18 protein-coding genes are annotated in these 15,989 nt (G+C 44.2%); 3 read left to right on the top strand and 15 right to left on the bottom strand.

Going from position 1 to position 15,989, the window contains the following annotated elements; translation table 11 throughout:
- The first annotated feature begins 1 nt into the window (after position 1).
- Positions 2 to 1,633 (top strand): AarF/ABC1/UbiB kinase family protein, encoded by a 1,632-nt coding sequence (locus Q4B79_RS00625; protein WP_303084484.1) that lies wholly within the window; start codon positions 2 to 4, stop codon positions 1,631 to 1,633.
- Between the two features lie 14 nt (positions 1,634 to 1,647).
- The gene (locus Q4B79_RS00620) at positions 1,648 to 2,295 is read left to right on the top strand and encodes a DUF2939 domain-containing protein (protein WP_303084483.1); all 648 of its coding nucleotides are present in this window, start codon (positions 1,648 to 1,650) and stop codon (positions 2,293 to 2,295) included.
- Positions 2,296 to 2,330: 35 nt separating this feature from the next.
- Here Q4B79_RS00620 and Q4B79_RS00615 read toward each other — a convergent pair whose 3' ends face one another.
- From Q4B79_RS00615 to Q4B79_RS00560, 12 genes are all read right to left on the bottom strand, one after another.
- On the bottom strand, positions 2,331 to 2,834 hold the full coding sequence (locus Q4B79_RS00615; protein WP_303084482.1) for a hypothetical protein: 504 nt from the start codon (positions 2,832 to 2,834) through the stop codon (positions 2,331 to 2,333).
- Between the two features lie 117 nt (positions 2,835 to 2,951).
- On the bottom strand, positions 2,952 to 4,361 hold the full coding sequence (glnA, locus tag Q4B79_RS00610) for a type I glutamate--ammonia ligase (RefSeq protein ID WP_303084481.1): 1,410 nt from the start codon (positions 4,359 to 4,361) through the stop codon (positions 2,952 to 2,954).
- A 114-nt stretch (positions 4,362 to 4,475) separates the two neighbouring features.
- The gene (locus Q4B79_RS00605) at positions 4,476 to 4,781 is read right to left on the bottom strand and encodes a hypothetical protein (RefSeq protein WP_303084480.1); all 306 of its coding nucleotides are present in this window, start codon (positions 4,779 to 4,781) and stop codon (positions 4,476 to 4,478) included.
- Positions 4,782 to 4,793: 12 nt separating this feature from the next.
- A complete protein-coding gene (locus Q4B79_RS00600; RefSeq protein WP_303084479.1) occupies positions 4,794 to 5,270 on the bottom strand; it encodes a hypothetical protein in 477 nt (158 codons plus the stop codon).
- Positions 5,271 to 5,325: 55 nt separating this feature from the next.
- Positions 5,326 to 5,820, bottom strand: a complete 495-nt coding sequence (locus tag Q4B79_RS00595; RefSeq protein ID WP_303084478.1) for a hypothetical protein — start codon at positions 5,818 to 5,820, stop codon at positions 5,326 to 5,328.
- A gap of 42 nt (positions 5,821 to 5,862) precedes the next feature.
- On the bottom strand, positions 5,863 to 6,390 hold the full coding sequence (locus Q4B79_RS00590; RefSeq protein WP_303084477.1) for a hypothetical protein: 528 nt from the start codon (positions 6,388 to 6,390) through the stop codon (positions 5,863 to 5,865).
- Entirely contained in the window at positions 6,383 to 7,009 is a 627-nt protein-coding gene (locus Q4B79_RS00585) for a GDSL-type esterase/lipase family protein (RefSeq protein WP_303084476.1), read from the bottom strand. Before Q4B79_RS00585 ends, Q4B79_RS00590 begins: the two co-directional genes overlap by 8 nt.
- Positions 7,010 to 7,498 (bottom strand): hypothetical protein, encoded by a 489-nt coding sequence (locus tag Q4B79_RS00580; protein ID WP_303084475.1) that lies wholly within the window; start codon positions 7,496 to 7,498, stop codon positions 7,010 to 7,012.
- Between the two features lie 82 nt (positions 7,499 to 7,580).
- Positions 7,581 to 9,224 (bottom strand): dihydrolipoyllysine-residue acetyltransferase, encoded by a 1,644-nt coding sequence (locus tag Q4B79_RS00575; protein ID WP_303084474.1) that lies wholly within the window; start codon positions 9,222 to 9,224, stop codon positions 7,581 to 7,583.
- 18 nt (positions 9,225 to 9,242) lie between these two features.
- A complete protein-coding gene (aceE, locus tag Q4B79_RS00570) occupies positions 9,243 to 11,987 on the bottom strand; it encodes a pyruvate dehydrogenase (acetyl-transferring), homodimeric type (protein ID WP_303084473.1) in 2,745 nt (914 codons plus the stop codon).
- A gap of 300 nt (positions 11,988 to 12,287) precedes the next feature.
- Positions 12,288 to 12,881: a recombination mediator RecR gene (gene recR / locus Q4B79_RS00565; RefSeq protein ID WP_303084472.1), complete on the bottom strand. Its 594-nt coding sequence runs from the start codon at positions 12,879 to 12,881 to the stop codon at positions 12,288 to 12,290.
- Between the two features lie 3 nt (positions 12,882 to 12,884).
- Positions 12,885 to 13,217, bottom strand: a complete 333-nt coding sequence (locus tag Q4B79_RS00560; protein ID WP_303084471.1) for a YbaB/EbfC family nucleoid-associated protein — start codon at positions 13,215 to 13,217, stop codon at positions 12,885 to 12,887.
- A 181-nt stretch (positions 13,218 to 13,398) separates the two neighbouring features.
- Here Q4B79_RS00560 and Q4B79_RS00555 point away from each other — a divergent pair, with 181 nt between their 5' ends.
- The gene (locus Q4B79_RS00555; protein WP_303084470.1) at positions 13,399 to 14,661 is read left to right on the top strand and encodes an FAD-dependent monooxygenase; all 1,263 of its coding nucleotides are present in this window, start codon (positions 13,399 to 13,401) and stop codon (positions 14,659 to 14,661) included.
- Positions 14,662 to 14,683: 22 nt separating this feature from the next.
- Here Q4B79_RS00555 and Q4B79_RS00550 read toward each other — a convergent pair whose 3' ends face one another.
- The 3 genes from Q4B79_RS00550 to ispF all read right to left on the bottom strand — a co-directional run bounded on the left by Q4B79_RS00550 (position 14,684) and on the right by ispF (position 15,976).
- Positions 14,684 to 15,007, bottom strand: coding sequence for a hypothetical protein (locus tag Q4B79_RS00550; RefSeq protein ID WP_303084469.1), 324 nt, complete (start codon positions 15,005 to 15,007; stop codon positions 14,684 to 14,686).
- A gap of 47 nt (positions 15,008 to 15,054) precedes the next feature.
- Positions 15,055 to 15,390 (bottom strand): Grx4 family monothiol glutaredoxin, encoded by a 336-nt coding sequence (gene grxD, locus Q4B79_RS00545; protein WP_303084468.1) that lies wholly within the window; start codon positions 15,388 to 15,390, stop codon positions 15,055 to 15,057.
- Between the two features lie 73 nt (positions 15,391 to 15,463).
- On the bottom strand, positions 15,464 to 15,976 hold the full coding sequence (gene ispF, locus Q4B79_RS00540) for a 2-C-methyl-D-erythritol 2,4-cyclodiphosphate synthase (protein WP_303084548.1): 513 nt from the start codon (positions 15,974 to 15,976) through the stop codon (positions 15,464 to 15,466).
- Between the last annotated feature and the right edge of the window lie 13 nt (positions 15,977 to 15,989).

Genomic DNA, 15,989 nt, shown 5'->3' with positions numbered 1-15,989 from the left:
CATGCTCATCTCCCACCAAAAACGCCTACGTCATTTATACCGTATCGCCGCCAAATATCGTTTAGATACACACTTAGGCGATGTACCAGAGCTTGCCCCTTTGTGCCGAATCATTCGCATGCACCCTGCCAGTATTGGCAAATCCCATCAGCCGATGGGGATTAAATTTGCCCTTGAAGAAATGGGAACATTATTTTTAAAGCTAGGACAGCTACTCTCCACACGCTCAGATTTATTGCCACCTCACATCATCGCCCAATTGTCTTTATTACAAGATAAAGTCGCCCCTTTTGATGTAGCCACCCTAAAAAGTACCATCGAAGACCCAAAAACAGGACTTGGCAAGCCCGTCAACGAACTTTTTGCACGTTTTGATGACAAACCTCTTGCTGCTGCCAGTATCGCCCAAGTACATACCGCATCTTTACCTGATGGGCGAGAAGTGGTGGTTAAGGTCGTTCGTCCAAATCTGCGTCAAGGTATCATTGCTGATTTTGAACTGCTACGCACGTTGGCAAGTTGGGTATCTGCTCGCATGGAGTCGGCACGTGCGATACACGTCATTGAGATTGTTGAAGAGTATCGACAAATCATGCTCAATGAACTGGATTTGACTTTGGAGTCTGCCAACGCCACACGCATGCGTAACAACTTCACAAACTCACAGCTTATCTATGTGCCAGAAGTGTATATGGCAAGCAAATCCGTGATGGTATCAGAGAGAATTTTTGGCATACCCATTTCTCAGACCGATGCTTTGGATAAACTAGGCTATGACCGTGCCACGCTCGCCAAAAACGGCTTGACGATATTTTTCACGCAAGTGTTTAGGGATAATTTTTTTCATGCCGACATGCACCCTGGCAACATCTTTGTCGAAACCCTACCAAATGGCGAAGCGGTCGCAAATCCACGATATCTAGGGCTAGACTGTGCTATCATGGGACAGTTGCCACCTGATGACCAACTGATTGTTGCACGCATGCTTTTGTCGGTCATGAATGGCAATTATGACATCTTAGTAGACATCATCAGCGGTGCAGGCTGGATACCGCCCTCCGCCGACAAATACGCCCTGATTAATGACATGGCACGCACCGTCAGCCCAATGGTGTCCAAGCCCATGAGTGAGCTGGATTTTGCAGGGATTCTGTTTGAAATTTTGACCATTGCACGTCGCCACCACCTAAGCATTCCTCCCCAGCTCATGCTTTTACTAAAAACCCTCATTCATGTTGAGGGGCTGGGTCGTGAACTCTATCCAGAGCTTGACATTTGGTCGCTTGCCAAGCCCATCTTGACTGCATGGGTGCGTGAGCAACTTGACCCCATCAAAAACCTTCAAGAAATCCGAGAAAAATCCACCGAGCTTTTGCTTAGCACCACCGAATTTCCCAAACTCATGACGCAAGGCATGCAGTCACTAGCCACACTAGGAGCAAGACAAGATAAAACACTTCGGGAAATTCAAGCTCTACGTTCCGACCTACTTAACCAAAAACGCCATGACTGGATTGCATTAGGGGGATTTGTAGGGTTTGTGGCAATTGGGCTCACCATACCGATTTGGTGGGTAGGCATACTCTTTCATCTGATTGCGATGAGCTTTGTGCTGTGGCGTGTGCTAATCTAACCTAAGGACTAATGATGAAAAAATTTTGGCTGGCATTTTTGGTGATCATGTGCGTGGTGGGCGTGATTGTGCTATCGCCTTATTATACATTATACCAAATAAAATCTGCGTATCAAGCTGGTGATTATGACAAAGTCATCTCCTATGTGGACATTCCTCGAACTCAACAACACATCAAAACCATCCTACACGCAAGGCTAGATGAGACACTCAACAACAACCCAAAACTTGTTGGACTAACTACACTATTCCCAAATATCAAAGACACACTCTCAAACAGAGCCAAGCAAGAGATTAACAAAACCACCGAGCAAGCCATTAATGCAGACAATTTAAAAAAGCTACTGACAAATGACATCAGTGCAGACAGTAAAAAATTAGTGGCGGTGTGGGCGGTCGCCAGCGATTATGTTGATTACGAAAGCCTTGTAAAGGATTTGCTTGTGCATGACTTAGACACCGCCATTCACAACCAAGAGAGTATCATCACAAAGAAGGTTGTGGCTCGCTTTGGTAAGGCTGCTCCAAGCGATGCAAGCCTTCGGTATTGTGGCTTGCATCGCTTTATGGTTACAGGTAATATCTCCAATCAACCCACAGGAATAATCCTTACTCGTGATGGCATGCTACGTTGGCAAATTACCCAAATCATCTTGCCATGACCCACACCCAAGCACGTCATGGCAACACCACCAAATTACTGGGTTTTTGGTTTATTGATTTCCCATGTTGGTGTGGTTTCATCTACCTTAGGCGGTGCTTGAACCTTAGGGTTTAGCCCCACCGCAATCTTATGCCAGATAGAGGAATTCTCGTATTCTTGCCATTTAGCGATAGCAGCTTTCTTTTGGCGTTGGATTTGATTGGTTTGAATGACGTAAATTTTACGTGTATCACTGGCAATGGTATTGGCATTTTTATCCATGACAATCACTTCCAAATCGTGCTCGCCCACCGACAAATCCAGTGTTGGTATGCTCGCACTGACCCCATCGGCAACCACCGCACCATCCAATAAAACCGCTGCCGTATCGCCCATCTCCAATCGTGGAGAGATAGAGGCTTGCACCTTGATATTTTGGGCAGGGCGATGATACGCACGCTCCCCAGCTGGCTCTGTGATGTTGACATGATAAGCGAAACTCACGCTTGGCAAAGCGATGAGCATTGCCACCGCAAGGGATTTTAAAGAGTATTTCATAGGACTTCCAATGATTTTTAACATTGTGTTATTGTACCCAAATTTATCAAAAAATGCACGCAAAAACAAAACGGCACAAGATAAAACTTATACCGTTTGTCTCTTATCAAGCTAAGATCAGCAACGATAATACATATCAAACTCTAAGGGGTGTACCGCTTCATTGATGCGTTGCACTTCTTTCATTTTAAGAGCAATATAATCATCAATCATTTCTTTGGTAAACACATCGCCCTTTAACAAAAACTCATGGTCATCACGTAGAGCATTTAACGCCACTTCTAGATTTTCGGCAACGGTAGGAATGAGCATTTCCTCCTCTGGGGGCAAATCATACAAGTTTTTATCAGAGGCTTCACCTGGGTCGATTTTATTTTCGATGCCGTCAAGACCCGCCATGAGTAGTGCTGCAAATGCCAAATAGGGGTTCGCTGATGGGTCAGGGAAACGCACTTCCACACGTACCGCTTTGGGGCTATTTACATGAGGGATACGGATACTTGCCGAGCGGTTAGAGGCAGAATAAGCAAGCTTAATCGGCGCTTCATAATGCGGTACGAGGCGTTTGTAGCTATTGGTGCTGGGGTTGGTAATAGCATTTAAGGCACGAGCGTGCTTGATGACCCCACCGATGAAATAAAGAGCGGTTTTTGACAAACCTGCATATTCATCGCCAGAGAAAGTATTGACACCGTCTTTGGAAATCGACATGTTGACGTGCATGCCAGAGCCATTATCGCCAACAAGGGGTTTTGGCATGAAAGTGGCAGTTTTACCAAATTGGTTAGCGACGTTTTGCACGATGTATTTAAACTGCTGAACTTCGTCCGCTTTTTTAACGAGGGTATTAAACGAAATGCCAATCTCGAGCTGACCACTTGCTACCTCATGATGGTGTACCTCGATGCGACCTTCGCCGATAACATCATGGATACGGTCGCACATGACCGAACGCATGTCATGATAATGGTCAATCGGTGGCACAACCGCATAAGCTCCTTTGACAGTAGGACGCTGACCGTTGTTGCCCCATGGGTAGTCTTTGTCCGTACTCCACGCCGCCGCCTCGCTGATGACGGTGTGTCTTGCCCCTGACATGTCAATGTCCCATTTGACTTCATCAAACACAAAAAACTCAGGCTCAGGACCAATAAGTGCTTCATCGCCAATCCCAGTTGAACGCAAGTACATCTCGGCACGACGTGCGATGGAGCGTGGGTCTTTGGCATAACCTTGCATGGTATCAGGCTCGATGATATCACAGCTTACCACTACCGTTGGCACTTCAAAAAATGGGTCAAGATAAGCCGTATTAGGGTCAGGAAGCAAAATCATGTCCGAGCTTTCCACCCCTTTCCAACCTGCCACACTCGATGCATCAAACATCTTACCGTCTTCTAGGGTATCCTCGTCCACACTATACGCTGGAAAAGTGAGATGCATCTCCTTGCCTTGTGTGTCGGTAAAACGAAAATCCACCCACTTTGCCCCTGATGATTCAATCAAATCAAGCAACTTATTTGACATACTCGCTCCAAAAACCAAAGAACTAAAACCGCTATAATTTACCACCGTTTGGCTGTTTATGCAAATGATATTTTATGATAAATGACGTGCCATCTAGCCCATTTACCAATACTTTTAATCTGGAATATTCATTTGGGTTTGGTCGGGGTTTAACCCAAAATAAAAAACAAATGTTGCCACCAAACTATTAACCCCCACAAATGCCACATCAATACCATCATGACCCAATACAAATTTCCCCAAAAGCACCGACACCAACATCATAACCACCAAACACGCCAAAAGCAACTTGATAATCACAGGGTGCAACAAAGTGTATTTCACGACCATTTCACGTTTTGGGGTCAGCCATTTTTTATGAATGAAAAAACCCACCGCATAAACCACGCTACCCAAAATCAAATAACCAATAAAACTCATATTTTCCTCCGCTCAATCCATCATACGACGACAAGACGTGGGAGATACGTTATCAAAAAAACCATCATCACTAGGCGGCTTAGTTGGTGTTAGCGTATAAGTATCTTTATCATTAAATTTTATGATTAAAGGGTATTTATAATCCTCTGCGCTCATTCTGATAATCTCTTGTTTCTCCTCGTCAGGTTTTTCTAACATGTCATGATAAACATAAGTATCGATGTGCGTGATTTTTGTATAAAGTTTATCTTTATCCAATTTCCATTCATTTAAAGATTTGGCAAAAAATGCACGAAATAAAATATGGGAAAATCCCAACTCTCCCACTACAAAGGATTTACTCACACCATCTACATCAATCTCCTCAATACTGGTATGATATACCCATGCCTGAGGTTGATTTTTGACATTTGCTGTGGTATGACAATGCCATCTACCCACCAAATCATTTTTGGAAAATGAATACCCTGCCATTGAGGGCATAACCATCAAACAAACCAAAAAGAGAATTATCTTTATCATCATCACACCTATTTCAATCTTATTATTTTAACCGACGACAATCTCCCGTAAAGCCATTTTCAAAATAATAATGATGTTTATCACTACCATGAAATTTGATATAGTGCCAGTTATTTTCTTTATAACTATTTATGACATCTAATTTCATCTCTTGGGTGGTCTCATCGCTCATTTTTACCATACCCCCTCCATCATAAGAAGAGTTATAATAACTGGCATAATACGCCAAATCATCAGTATCTGTCATGTACAATTTATCGCCTTTAAGCTCCCAGCGATAATTTGCAAAAACCAACTCCACAAGCGGGTAAAAACTATCTTTTTCTTGATATTCTATCATTTCACTGGCAGTACCATCGGCTCGATAACGTATGAGTGCCGAAGAGACATAATCGTCATCATCAGTAGTACAAAGCCAATCCCCCACCAATGTCTGCTTAGAGGGTATCATTGCCATTGCCATCATTGGCAAACAACCCAAAAACAATGCCAATTTTAGCAGTATTGATTTAACCACTTTTTATCTCCTAAATAGACCACTACCATAGCAATCATTAAACTAAAAACCAAATAAACTCTTTTTATGACATGTCGTCAATATTTGATTGTCTATATCATTCATAATAAAGGAGTTTTTATTTATAAAATCCACATTAAATTGACGATGATGAATATCATCATTCATCATATCTTGTATCATGGGCAATGATTTTTGTAATGCCACATTCGCCTGATAAATATCGTTTTTATCAGCATTAGGCATTCTGACACCATAATGATAAAATTGATGATTGTCATAATGCAGTGTGTTATTTTTTATAGACCATTTTGAATGGGCGGTGGCTTTTTCTATTTGGTAAGCATAATCACTTTTTTGTCCATAAGAGATGGATACGCTCTCACGCATTTCGCCATTTTTTAAAAATTGCAATATATTTTCTTGATGAATAAGAGGGTCATTATGCTTGGTATGGCATTGCCATTTTCCAATGAATTGATTTGTCGTTAATGCAGATTGAGCAAAAGCATTGGTAGAAACAAGCAAAGAAACCACCAATGCTTGCTTCATGAAAACACGATTAAACATAGCCAATTCCCTTTAAATATTCAAATAACATTTGGGCAAATTTAGCATACCCTGCCCCATTAGCGTGGATTTGGTCGGATTTTAATTTATCATCGGATAAAATCTTTGACCAGCCATTGGCAAATAATGGCACGGACAATTCGTCAGCCACTTCTTTATAAATGGGATTGTCGCTTGCTTTGCCAAATAAGGCACTTACCGAAAAATAAGGTTCGGCAATCAGCACCACATCGATATTTTCTTTTGTAGATGCCTCGATAATTCTTATTAAATTTGATTTTGTCTCGGAGGGATTGACACGTTTTAACACATCATTACCGCCAATCCCCAACAGCACAAGTTTGGGATTCATCTCGATAACCGCTTCAATACGTCTTAGCACATCAGCGGTAGTATCGCCATTAACCCCCATGTTTTCGATTTGCCAACCTGTCAATTCCGCCAATACCGATGGATAGTCCTTGCCTTGACCGCCATAGCCAAAAGTAAGACTATCGCCCAACGCCACCACCTTACTTCCCACAGGCAGTCTGGTAAATTTTGGAGTGTTACCGCACGCAAACATCAAAATAGTGGGCGATAAAGCCAGTAGTTGTAAAAAAGTTCGGCGATTTGACATTTAGGATTCTCTAACACAAACACCCTTAGAACCATCATCAGCAATGTATTGGTGCATGTGATCATTCACAAAAGCAATGGTTTGCCATGGATCTTGCTGATATTGATTTAAGAGGTTTTGTTTTAACACAGCCGCCTCGCCAAACCCGAGAGCCTTCCCTGTAACGTGATCGTATACTTCATAAACATCAATCATCATATTGGATATTTTTTGGCGGCCGCCTAAAAGCTCCCATTGATAGCCCAAACGAATATTGGTGGTGGCTTGTAATGCACCATTATGATAACGATTAACCTGAACCACCTCGCTTGCCCAGCCACTAGGCTGATAGCTCAAACGATTTTTAACTTGCGTGATACCACCCCCTTCATAACTTAGTGTCGCCTCACACAGCCAATCGCCCACCAAGCTGGGCGCAGATGTGGCGGTATTAGCAAAAACAGATTGAGTAAAGAGCATCGCAAGCGAGACTAGGGCAATTTTTTTCATAAAACAACTCCAAAAATAAAACGGATTATAACAAAAAAGACGGTGTATGTTCCGTCTTTTTTGTAGCATTATTTTACCAAGATTACAGTAAAATTTTGCGTGGGTCAGCAAGCAATTTAGCAATATAGCGAGTAAATACCGCCGCATCCGCCCCATTGATAAGACGATGGTCATAAGACAATGACAATGGCAACATCAGACGTGGCTCAAACTCTTTGCCATTCCAACGTGGCTGAATGGTGGATTCAGAAATCCCCAAAATCGCCACTTGTGGGTGATTGACCAGCGGAGTGAAGTACGTGCCACCCATATTGCCCTGCGATGAGATGGTAAATGATGCACCTTGCAGGTCTTTGGCAGTCAATTTCTTATCACGGGCTTTTTTGGCAAGTTCGCCAATCTCTTTGGCAAGTTCGCTAATGCCTTTGCTTTGGGCGTTGCGAATGACGGGCACAACCAAGCCATCATCGGTCGCAACAGCGATACCCATATTGACAGTTTTGCGGACAATCATTTGGGTGTTGTCGTCAGACACATGGCTGTTGAATTTGAGATTTTGGGTCAAGGCATATGCCACAGCTTTGACAATAAATGCCAAAATGGTCAAGCCAATGCCTTTTGCCTTAAACTCATCTTTCAAAGACGAACGCAAGGCTTCGGTGTCAGTAATGTCTGCCAAATCAAACTGCGTAACCTGTGGCAACAAGGTATTAAGATTAAGTTGCGGAATGGAGACTTTTTGGAGGCGTGATAGCTCAACTGTCTCAGTTTCACCCCAAATCTCAAGATTGCTCATGTCAGGTAGTGGTGGCAAGCTAATCGCCGAACCGCTTGCGACCGTGCTGGCTTGGGTGGGTTTGGCATTATTGACATTCTGAATCACTGATTTGACATAGCCAAATAGGTCTTCTTTTAGGATACGACCGTGCGGTGCTGTACCTTTGACTAAGCTAATGTCAATACCCATTTCACGAGCCAATTTACGTACCGCAGGTCCTGCGTGAGCATCTTTGGCACGAGCATTAACTTCAGCCTCTGGCAATTTACTAGCAGGAGCGGTAGCTTGCGTGCTTGCTTGTGGTGCAGGGGTAGGTTTAGCTCTGGGGACAGGTGCAGGAGCTTGGGCTTGTGGCTGTTCGCTAACCACTGCACCACTTGCACCACCTTTGATGGTAATAAAGGCTTGACCATTTGAGACGGTGTCGCCCGCCTTGACCAAAATCGCCTCAACCACACCGCTCACAGGAGCTGGCACTTCTACGGACGCTTTGTCGGATTCGACAAGCATCAAAGATTGACCTTCTGTTACGCTATCGCCAACATTGACAAGCACTTCGGCAACTTCAGCACTATCCACACCCAAATCAGGTAGGTTGTGAGTTTGGCTAACTGCCTCGCCTGTTGCTTGTGAGGCGACAGGGGCAGGTGCTTCGACTTTGGCTTCGGCAACTGGCTCAGCTTTGGGTTCTTCAGTTTGTGGTGCAGGAGCAGGCTGAGCATCACCTGCCTCCACAGTAAATAATACTGTACCTGTTGAAATACTGTCGCCAGCATTAACCAAGATGGCTGTAATTTTGCCACTCACAGGAGACGGCACTTCTACGGACGCTTTATCGGATTCTGCCAAAATTAGGCTGTCATTCTCAGCAATGACATCGCCAACTTTTACCAAAATTTCTGCAACGATGGCACTATCTACACCCAAATCGGGGGCTTTAATTTCCATGATTTTCTCCTATTTGGGTTATTTGATGTCGTCTTTTAGCTCTGGCACAGCTTTTGGTGTTGGGTGTGCAGGAGCGGGTGCGTCAGGGTAATAATCATGGTGCGGTTGTGGTTGCCATGCTGGGGCTTGGTCTGCGTCAATGCCAAAACTGCTAATCGCATCTTGCACCAAACGCACGTCAATCTCGCCTTCGTCAGCGAGTTTTTTCAACGTCGCCACCACGATGTGCTGTGCATCCACATTAAAGAAACTACGCAAATTAGCACGAGTGTCCGAGCGACCAAAACCATCTGTACCCAAAGTTGCATAAGGGCGATTATCAGGAAGCCAACCACGCACTTGCTCGGCATAGTTACGCATATAATCGGTCGCTGCTACCACGATGCCTTTGTGTGGGGCGAGTCGCTCTGTAATCCAAGGCAGTTTTGGCTCATCGGTGGGGTGCAGACGATTGTAATCATCGCACGCCATACCATCACGAGTCAACTCGTTGAAGCTCGTTACGCTCCATACGTTGGCTTTGATGTTAAATTCTTCTGCCAAAATGGTTGCTGCTTTTTGTACTTCACGCAAAATCACACCAGAACCCAAAAGCTGAACTTGGGTAGAGCCGTTGTCTTCTAGTAGATACATACCACGCTTAATGCCTTCTTCAACACCTGCTGGCATGGCGTGATGTTCGTAGTTTTCGTTCATCAAAGTGATGTAGTAGTACACACGTTCGCCATTGCCATACATGCGTTTCAGACCATCGTGCATGATGACGGCAAGCTCATAGCCAAAGCATGGGTCATAGGTTACACAGTTTGGTACGGTACCAAATAGAATATGGCTGTGTCCGTCTTGGTGCTGTAAGCCTTCACCGTTCAATGTCGTACGACCTGCGGTAGCACCAAACAAGAAACCTTGTGCCTGCATATCGCCTGCTGCCCATGCTAAGTCGCCAATACGCTGGAAACCAAACATCGAGTAGTAGATGTACATCGGAATCATTGGCAAGGCATTGGTTGAGTAACTTGTCGCAAGGCTAATCCAAGAACTCATCGCCCCTGCTTCGTTAATACCCTCTTCGAGCATGTGTCCGTCTTTGGCTTCTTTGTAGCCCATCAAGGCTTCGGCGTCTTCAGCGGTGTAGTTTTGACCAACTGACGAATAAATACCAAGCTGACGGAACATACCTTCTAGACCAAAGGTACGAGCCTCGTCAGGAACGATTGGTACAACGTACTTGTTGAGCCCTTTATCTTTTAATAGGGCAGATAGCAAGCGCACAAATACCATCGTCGTGGATTGCTCTTTGCCTTTACTACCTTGTAATACCCCATCAAAAATCGATAATTCTGGAATTTCTAGGGGGATATGACCGCTACGGCGAGCAGGCAAGTGTCCACCCAATGCCTCACGGCGACCCATCAAGTACTTGTACTCTGGACTGTCCTCACTTGGGCGATAAAATGGTAAGTTTTTAAGCTCTTCATCGCTGATTGGTAGGTCAAATCTATCACGGAAATATTTTAGACCTGTTTCATCCAATTTTTTCAACTGGTGAGCTTTATTGACCGCTTGGATTTGGGTGGATAAGCCATAACCCTTAACAGTTTTGACCAAAATCACCGTTGGCTGACCTTTGGTTTTTATTGCCTCAGCATAAGCAGCATAGACTTTTTTAGGGTCGTGTCCACCACGATTTAGGCGATGAATTTCTTCATCAGACAAGGCAGATGCCATGTCGGCAAGCTCTGGATATTTGCCAAAAAATTCTTTACGGACAAACGCCCCATCACGAGCGGTATAAAGCTGATACTCGCCGTCCACCACTTCTTCCATGCGGTGTTTGAGTACGCCTGTGTGGTCTTTGGCAAGTAGGCTGTCCCAATGGTCGCCCCAAATGACTTTAATCACACGCCAGCCCGCCCCACGAAACACCGATTCAAGCTCTTGAATGATTTTGCCATTACCACGCACAGGACCGTCAAGGCGTTGTAGGTTACAGTTAATCACCCAAATCAGGTTATCAAGCTTTTCACGACCTGCCATGCTAATCGCACCCAAGCTCTCTGGCTCGTCTGTTTCGCCATCGCCCAAGAACGCCCACACTTTGCGGTCTTCGTCCTTAATCAAGCTACGGTTGGTTAGGTATTTTTGGGTACGAGCCTGATAAATACTCATGAGTGGACCAAGGCCCATCGACACGGTTGGGAATTGCCAATAGTCAGGCATGAGATAAGGGTGTGGGTAGCTTGAAAGTCCCTTACCGTCTACTTCACGGCGGAAGTTTTTGATTTGCTCTTCAGATAGACGACCCTCCATAAAGGAGCGAGCATACATACCGGGGGCACCATGACCTTGATAATAAATCATGTCGCCACCGTGTGCCTCACTTGGGGCACGCCAAAAGTGGTTAAAGCCAGTCTCATAAAGGGTGGCACTTGATGCAAAAGTCGCCAAATGTCCGCCCAAATCATCATCGTTTTGGTTGGCACGCATGACCATCGCAAGGGCGTTGTAACGCATGATGGAACGAATTTTGCGTTCTAGGTGCAAATCCCCTGGATAGGCAGGTTCATCTTCGACAGGAATGGTATTGACATAGGCGGTTTCTAGGCGGTTGGCTTGCAAGCCCTCTTGAACTGCTTTGTTATACAGAGCTTTTAATAAAAAGCCTGCACGTTCTTTACTGGCGTTTTTAATGACTGACTCAAATGCGTCGAGCCACTCTTGGGTTTCGATATGGTCAGGGTCATTGTAATAGGTTGTTGTCATAAAGCTATCCTTTAAGGATTGGTTAATCGTTAGATATGATTTTGCAAAACCAAAAATCTTTGCCATTATAAAGGATTTTTATCATAAATTGGTATGATTTTGAGAAATGTTTTCAAAAACATCATTTTTTAAATAAATAGTGAAAATTTATTTTGGTTTAAAACATAACAAAAACCCTTTAAACAAAAGGCTTTCTTTAAAAAAATCAACCACCAAATTTTGCCCAAAGAAAAAACCCAAGACTATGTCTAGACTTAGGTCTTTGGTAAATCCAAACGCTGTAAACAAGGGGTATGATATCTACAAAAACGCTCGGTTTTGCAGGGCTTGGTGAAGCGTCAGACTATCTACATAACCCAACTCGCCACCCATCGGAATGCCTTGTGCCAAACGTGTAATCTTAGGCACATAAGACTTGATGGCATCATGGATAAAAAAAGCAGTAGTCTGCCCCTCAATAGTAGCCCCTGTGGCAAGAATGAGCTCATCAATATCACGACTTTTGACAAGTAACACCAACTCATCAATGTGCAAATTCTCTGCCCCAATACCATCAAGCGGAGATAGATGTCCGCCCAGCACAAAATACCTGCCACGATACGCACCGCTTTGCTCTATCGCCATGACATCAGAGGCGTATTCAACAACACACAACAGCGTATCATCACGACGCACATCAGCACAAATGGGACAAATATCATCATCACTAAATGAATGGCAAATTTGACATTCTTTAATCTGTGTCATGGCAATTTCTAAGGCGTGAGCCAACGCCAAACCCTGCTCTCGCTTTTTTGAGAGTAAGTCAATCGCCATACGTTGAGCCGATTTTGACCCCACTGAGGGCAGAATTTGTAAGGTTTTGACGAGTTGGTCAAATTTTGGGGTAAGCATGAATTAACCAAACAAGCCTTGCATACCCTTAGGCAATCCCATACCTGCAGTTGCTCCCGCCATGACTTCTTCATGCAACTCGTCAGCCTGACGCACTGCATCATTAATGGCGGCCGCCACCAAATCCTCAATCATGTCAGGCTCATCGCCCATCAAACTGGGGTCGATGGACAGACGTTTTACCACATGGCGACCTGTCATGGTAACTTTAACCAAGCCATTGCCTGCTTCACCCTGCACTTCTTTTTGAGCAAGTGTTTTTTTGGCGACTTCAACATTTTGCTCAACCTGCTTTTGCATGGCTTGGGCTTGATGCATGAGTGCTTGAATGTTCATGAGTTTCTCCAAATTTAAAAATTCATTCATTATAGCAAAATTTTAACCCAATGAAAATTATTAATACTCCAAAAATTCCATCTTTAACTTAACAGCATGGGTATTTTACAATCGACATCAAACTTGCACATAAAATATGCTATAATTTGACAAATACATCTATTATTATTTTAAAACCATCATGACTACCCCAAAAACACCCAACCCCAACAATCACGTCATCATCATCGGTGGCGGTCATGTCGGCTTGTCTTTTGCATTACTGCTTGCACATCGTGGCATTTATAGTACGCTACTAGAATCCACCAAATATCCCACCATCATTCCAGATGAGGATAATCACAGACAATCCTATTTGGATAGCCGAAACACCGCCCTATCTCGGCGAAGTGTGCAAATTTATGGCGAAATAGGACTATGGGATAGCCTATCTCATCACGCCTGCCATATTGACAAAGTGCTGATTAGTGAGCTTGGTAGCTTTGGGCGTGCCACGCTTGATAAACACGCAGAAGGCGTAGAGAGCTTTGGGTCGGTCATGGAAAATGCGTGGCTTGGACGCATGCTGTTACAAGCCACCAAAAATAGCCCATACATCACACTCTTTGATGGCATGACCGTAACCGACATTCGCCAAGATGACAACATGGCACACATTTATGCCGATGGGTCAGACGGACAAATACAGCTATCTGCCCCACTTGTTGTCGCCTGTGATGGACAACACTCGCCCATACGCCACATGCTGGGGGTAGGTGTGGACACACATGATTATGGACAAACAGGCATCGTGGGCGTGGTAGAGACAGACATGCCTCATCATCACATCGCCATCGAAAAATTCAACACCGCTGGACCTTTGGCACTACTACCCCTACCCACGATTAATGACACCCATAGACGCTCGGTAGTGTTTATTTGTAAGACAGGTCAAGAGGCACGCTATCTTGACGATGACGATTATTTTTTGGCAACGCTACGACAAATATTTGGCAATGACGCAGGAAAATTCTTAGGTGTAGGAAAGCGAGGAGCTTATCCTCTCACAAAAGTCATCTCTCATCGGCAAGTTGTGGGTCGCTGTGTGCTTATGGGGAACGCCGCCCATACCTTGCACCCTGTGGCAGGACAGGGTTTCAATCTGTGCCTAAGAGACGCCCATGCCCTAGCCAACCTACTTGGCAATGCCTTACAAGACGCTCAAACCCAAAAATTTGGCACAGACGACCTAGATTTTGGCGAACCAAACAGATTGTTTGCCTATGAAAAATCTCGTCAAACCGACCAAAAACGTGTCATGAAATTCTGTGATACTATCGTAGGTAGTTTTACCAGCACCAATCCCGCCATGAAACTGGCTCGCAATGTCGGTCTGATTGCCTTTGATAAAGTGCCATTCATCAAGCCAATGGTAGCAACATACGCCATGGGACTAAAATCTTAATTTATCAAGCAGGTGAGTCATGCTACACATCGATGAGCCGAGTCAAGTAATCGCTTTGCATGTCTTTTGGCATTTTTTCGATTAAAGACAGTTTCATATTTTTGTCATTGCCATTCATGACCAAATCAATGAGTGGCAAACCATCAAAAGGTAAATCATCGATTTTTTGAGCAAAACTTGCCAGATAATACGCCCCATCGACATCTTGGTCGCTCATCACTCGTTCATAAATCGCCCTAAACGCCGACTCACTCGCCCCATTATGCCCAATAAGCAAATGAATCGCCTGCAAAGCGGTATGGGGCGTTTGGCACAGCTCAATGATTTTTTGGGAAATTTGTAACATTGTATTCATCCAATAAAAAGAGCGAATTTCTCCGCTCTTATCACACATCACACTTCTGGGCTAAACTCTTCAATGAGCGGCTTTAACTCGCCTGATTGATACATCTGCAAAATGATGTCGCTACCCCCAATCAACTCGCCATTTACCCAAAGCTGTGGGAAAGTTGGCCAGTTAGCGATGATAGGCAAGGTCGCACGAATGTCTGGGTTTTCAAGGATATTGACAAAAGCAAATGGACGACCAATTTGGCTCAAAACCTCTACTGCACGAGCTGAAAAGCCACACTGAGGAAACTGAGGCGTGCCTTTCATATAAAGCAGGACAGCATGGTCTTTAATTTGGTTTTCGATTAATTCTTTAACCTGAGGGTTGATGTCGGTCATGGCTAACTCCAAATAAAATTTGTGCTATTATGGGGGTAAATTTTGACATTTACAAGAGATTTTTTAACTAAATTTAATCAGCCCCATCAGACCTCAAAAATGCGTTATTTTTCAAAAGTACTACTGCACTGGCGTAAATACCCTCGCCTCGCCCTATCCAGCCCATTTTTTCGTTGGTGGTAGCTTTGATACTCACACAATCCATCTCAACCTCCAAAATATCTGCAATACACGCTCGCATGGCGGTATTGTGCGGACTTAATTTGGGAAATTCGCAAATCACGGTCATATCAGCATTCATTAGGCGGTAACCTTTTGCTTGAATTAGGGCATTGACCACTTTTAGCATTTCTTTACTGTCCGCCCCACGCCATTTTTCATCAGTATCAGGAAAATGCATACCAATATCGCCAAGTGCCAACGCCCCAAGCATTGCATCCATCAAGGCGTGAAGTAGCACATCGCCATCTGAATGAGCCTTAATGCCGTGCGTATGTGAAATACGAATACCGCCCAGCGTTACAAAATCCCCCTCACAAAAAGCATGAACATCAATGCCTTGACCGATTTTTAACATAGATTTTATCCAAATAAGGTAC

This window comes from Moraxella sp. (genome assembly GCF_030525845.1).
Taxonomy (GTDB): Bacteria; Pseudomonadota; Gammaproteobacteria; order Pseudomonadales; family Moraxellaceae; genus Moraxella.
Note: the sequence above shows the minus strand (reverse complement) of the source record. Positions and strands in the feature narration are given on the sequence as shown.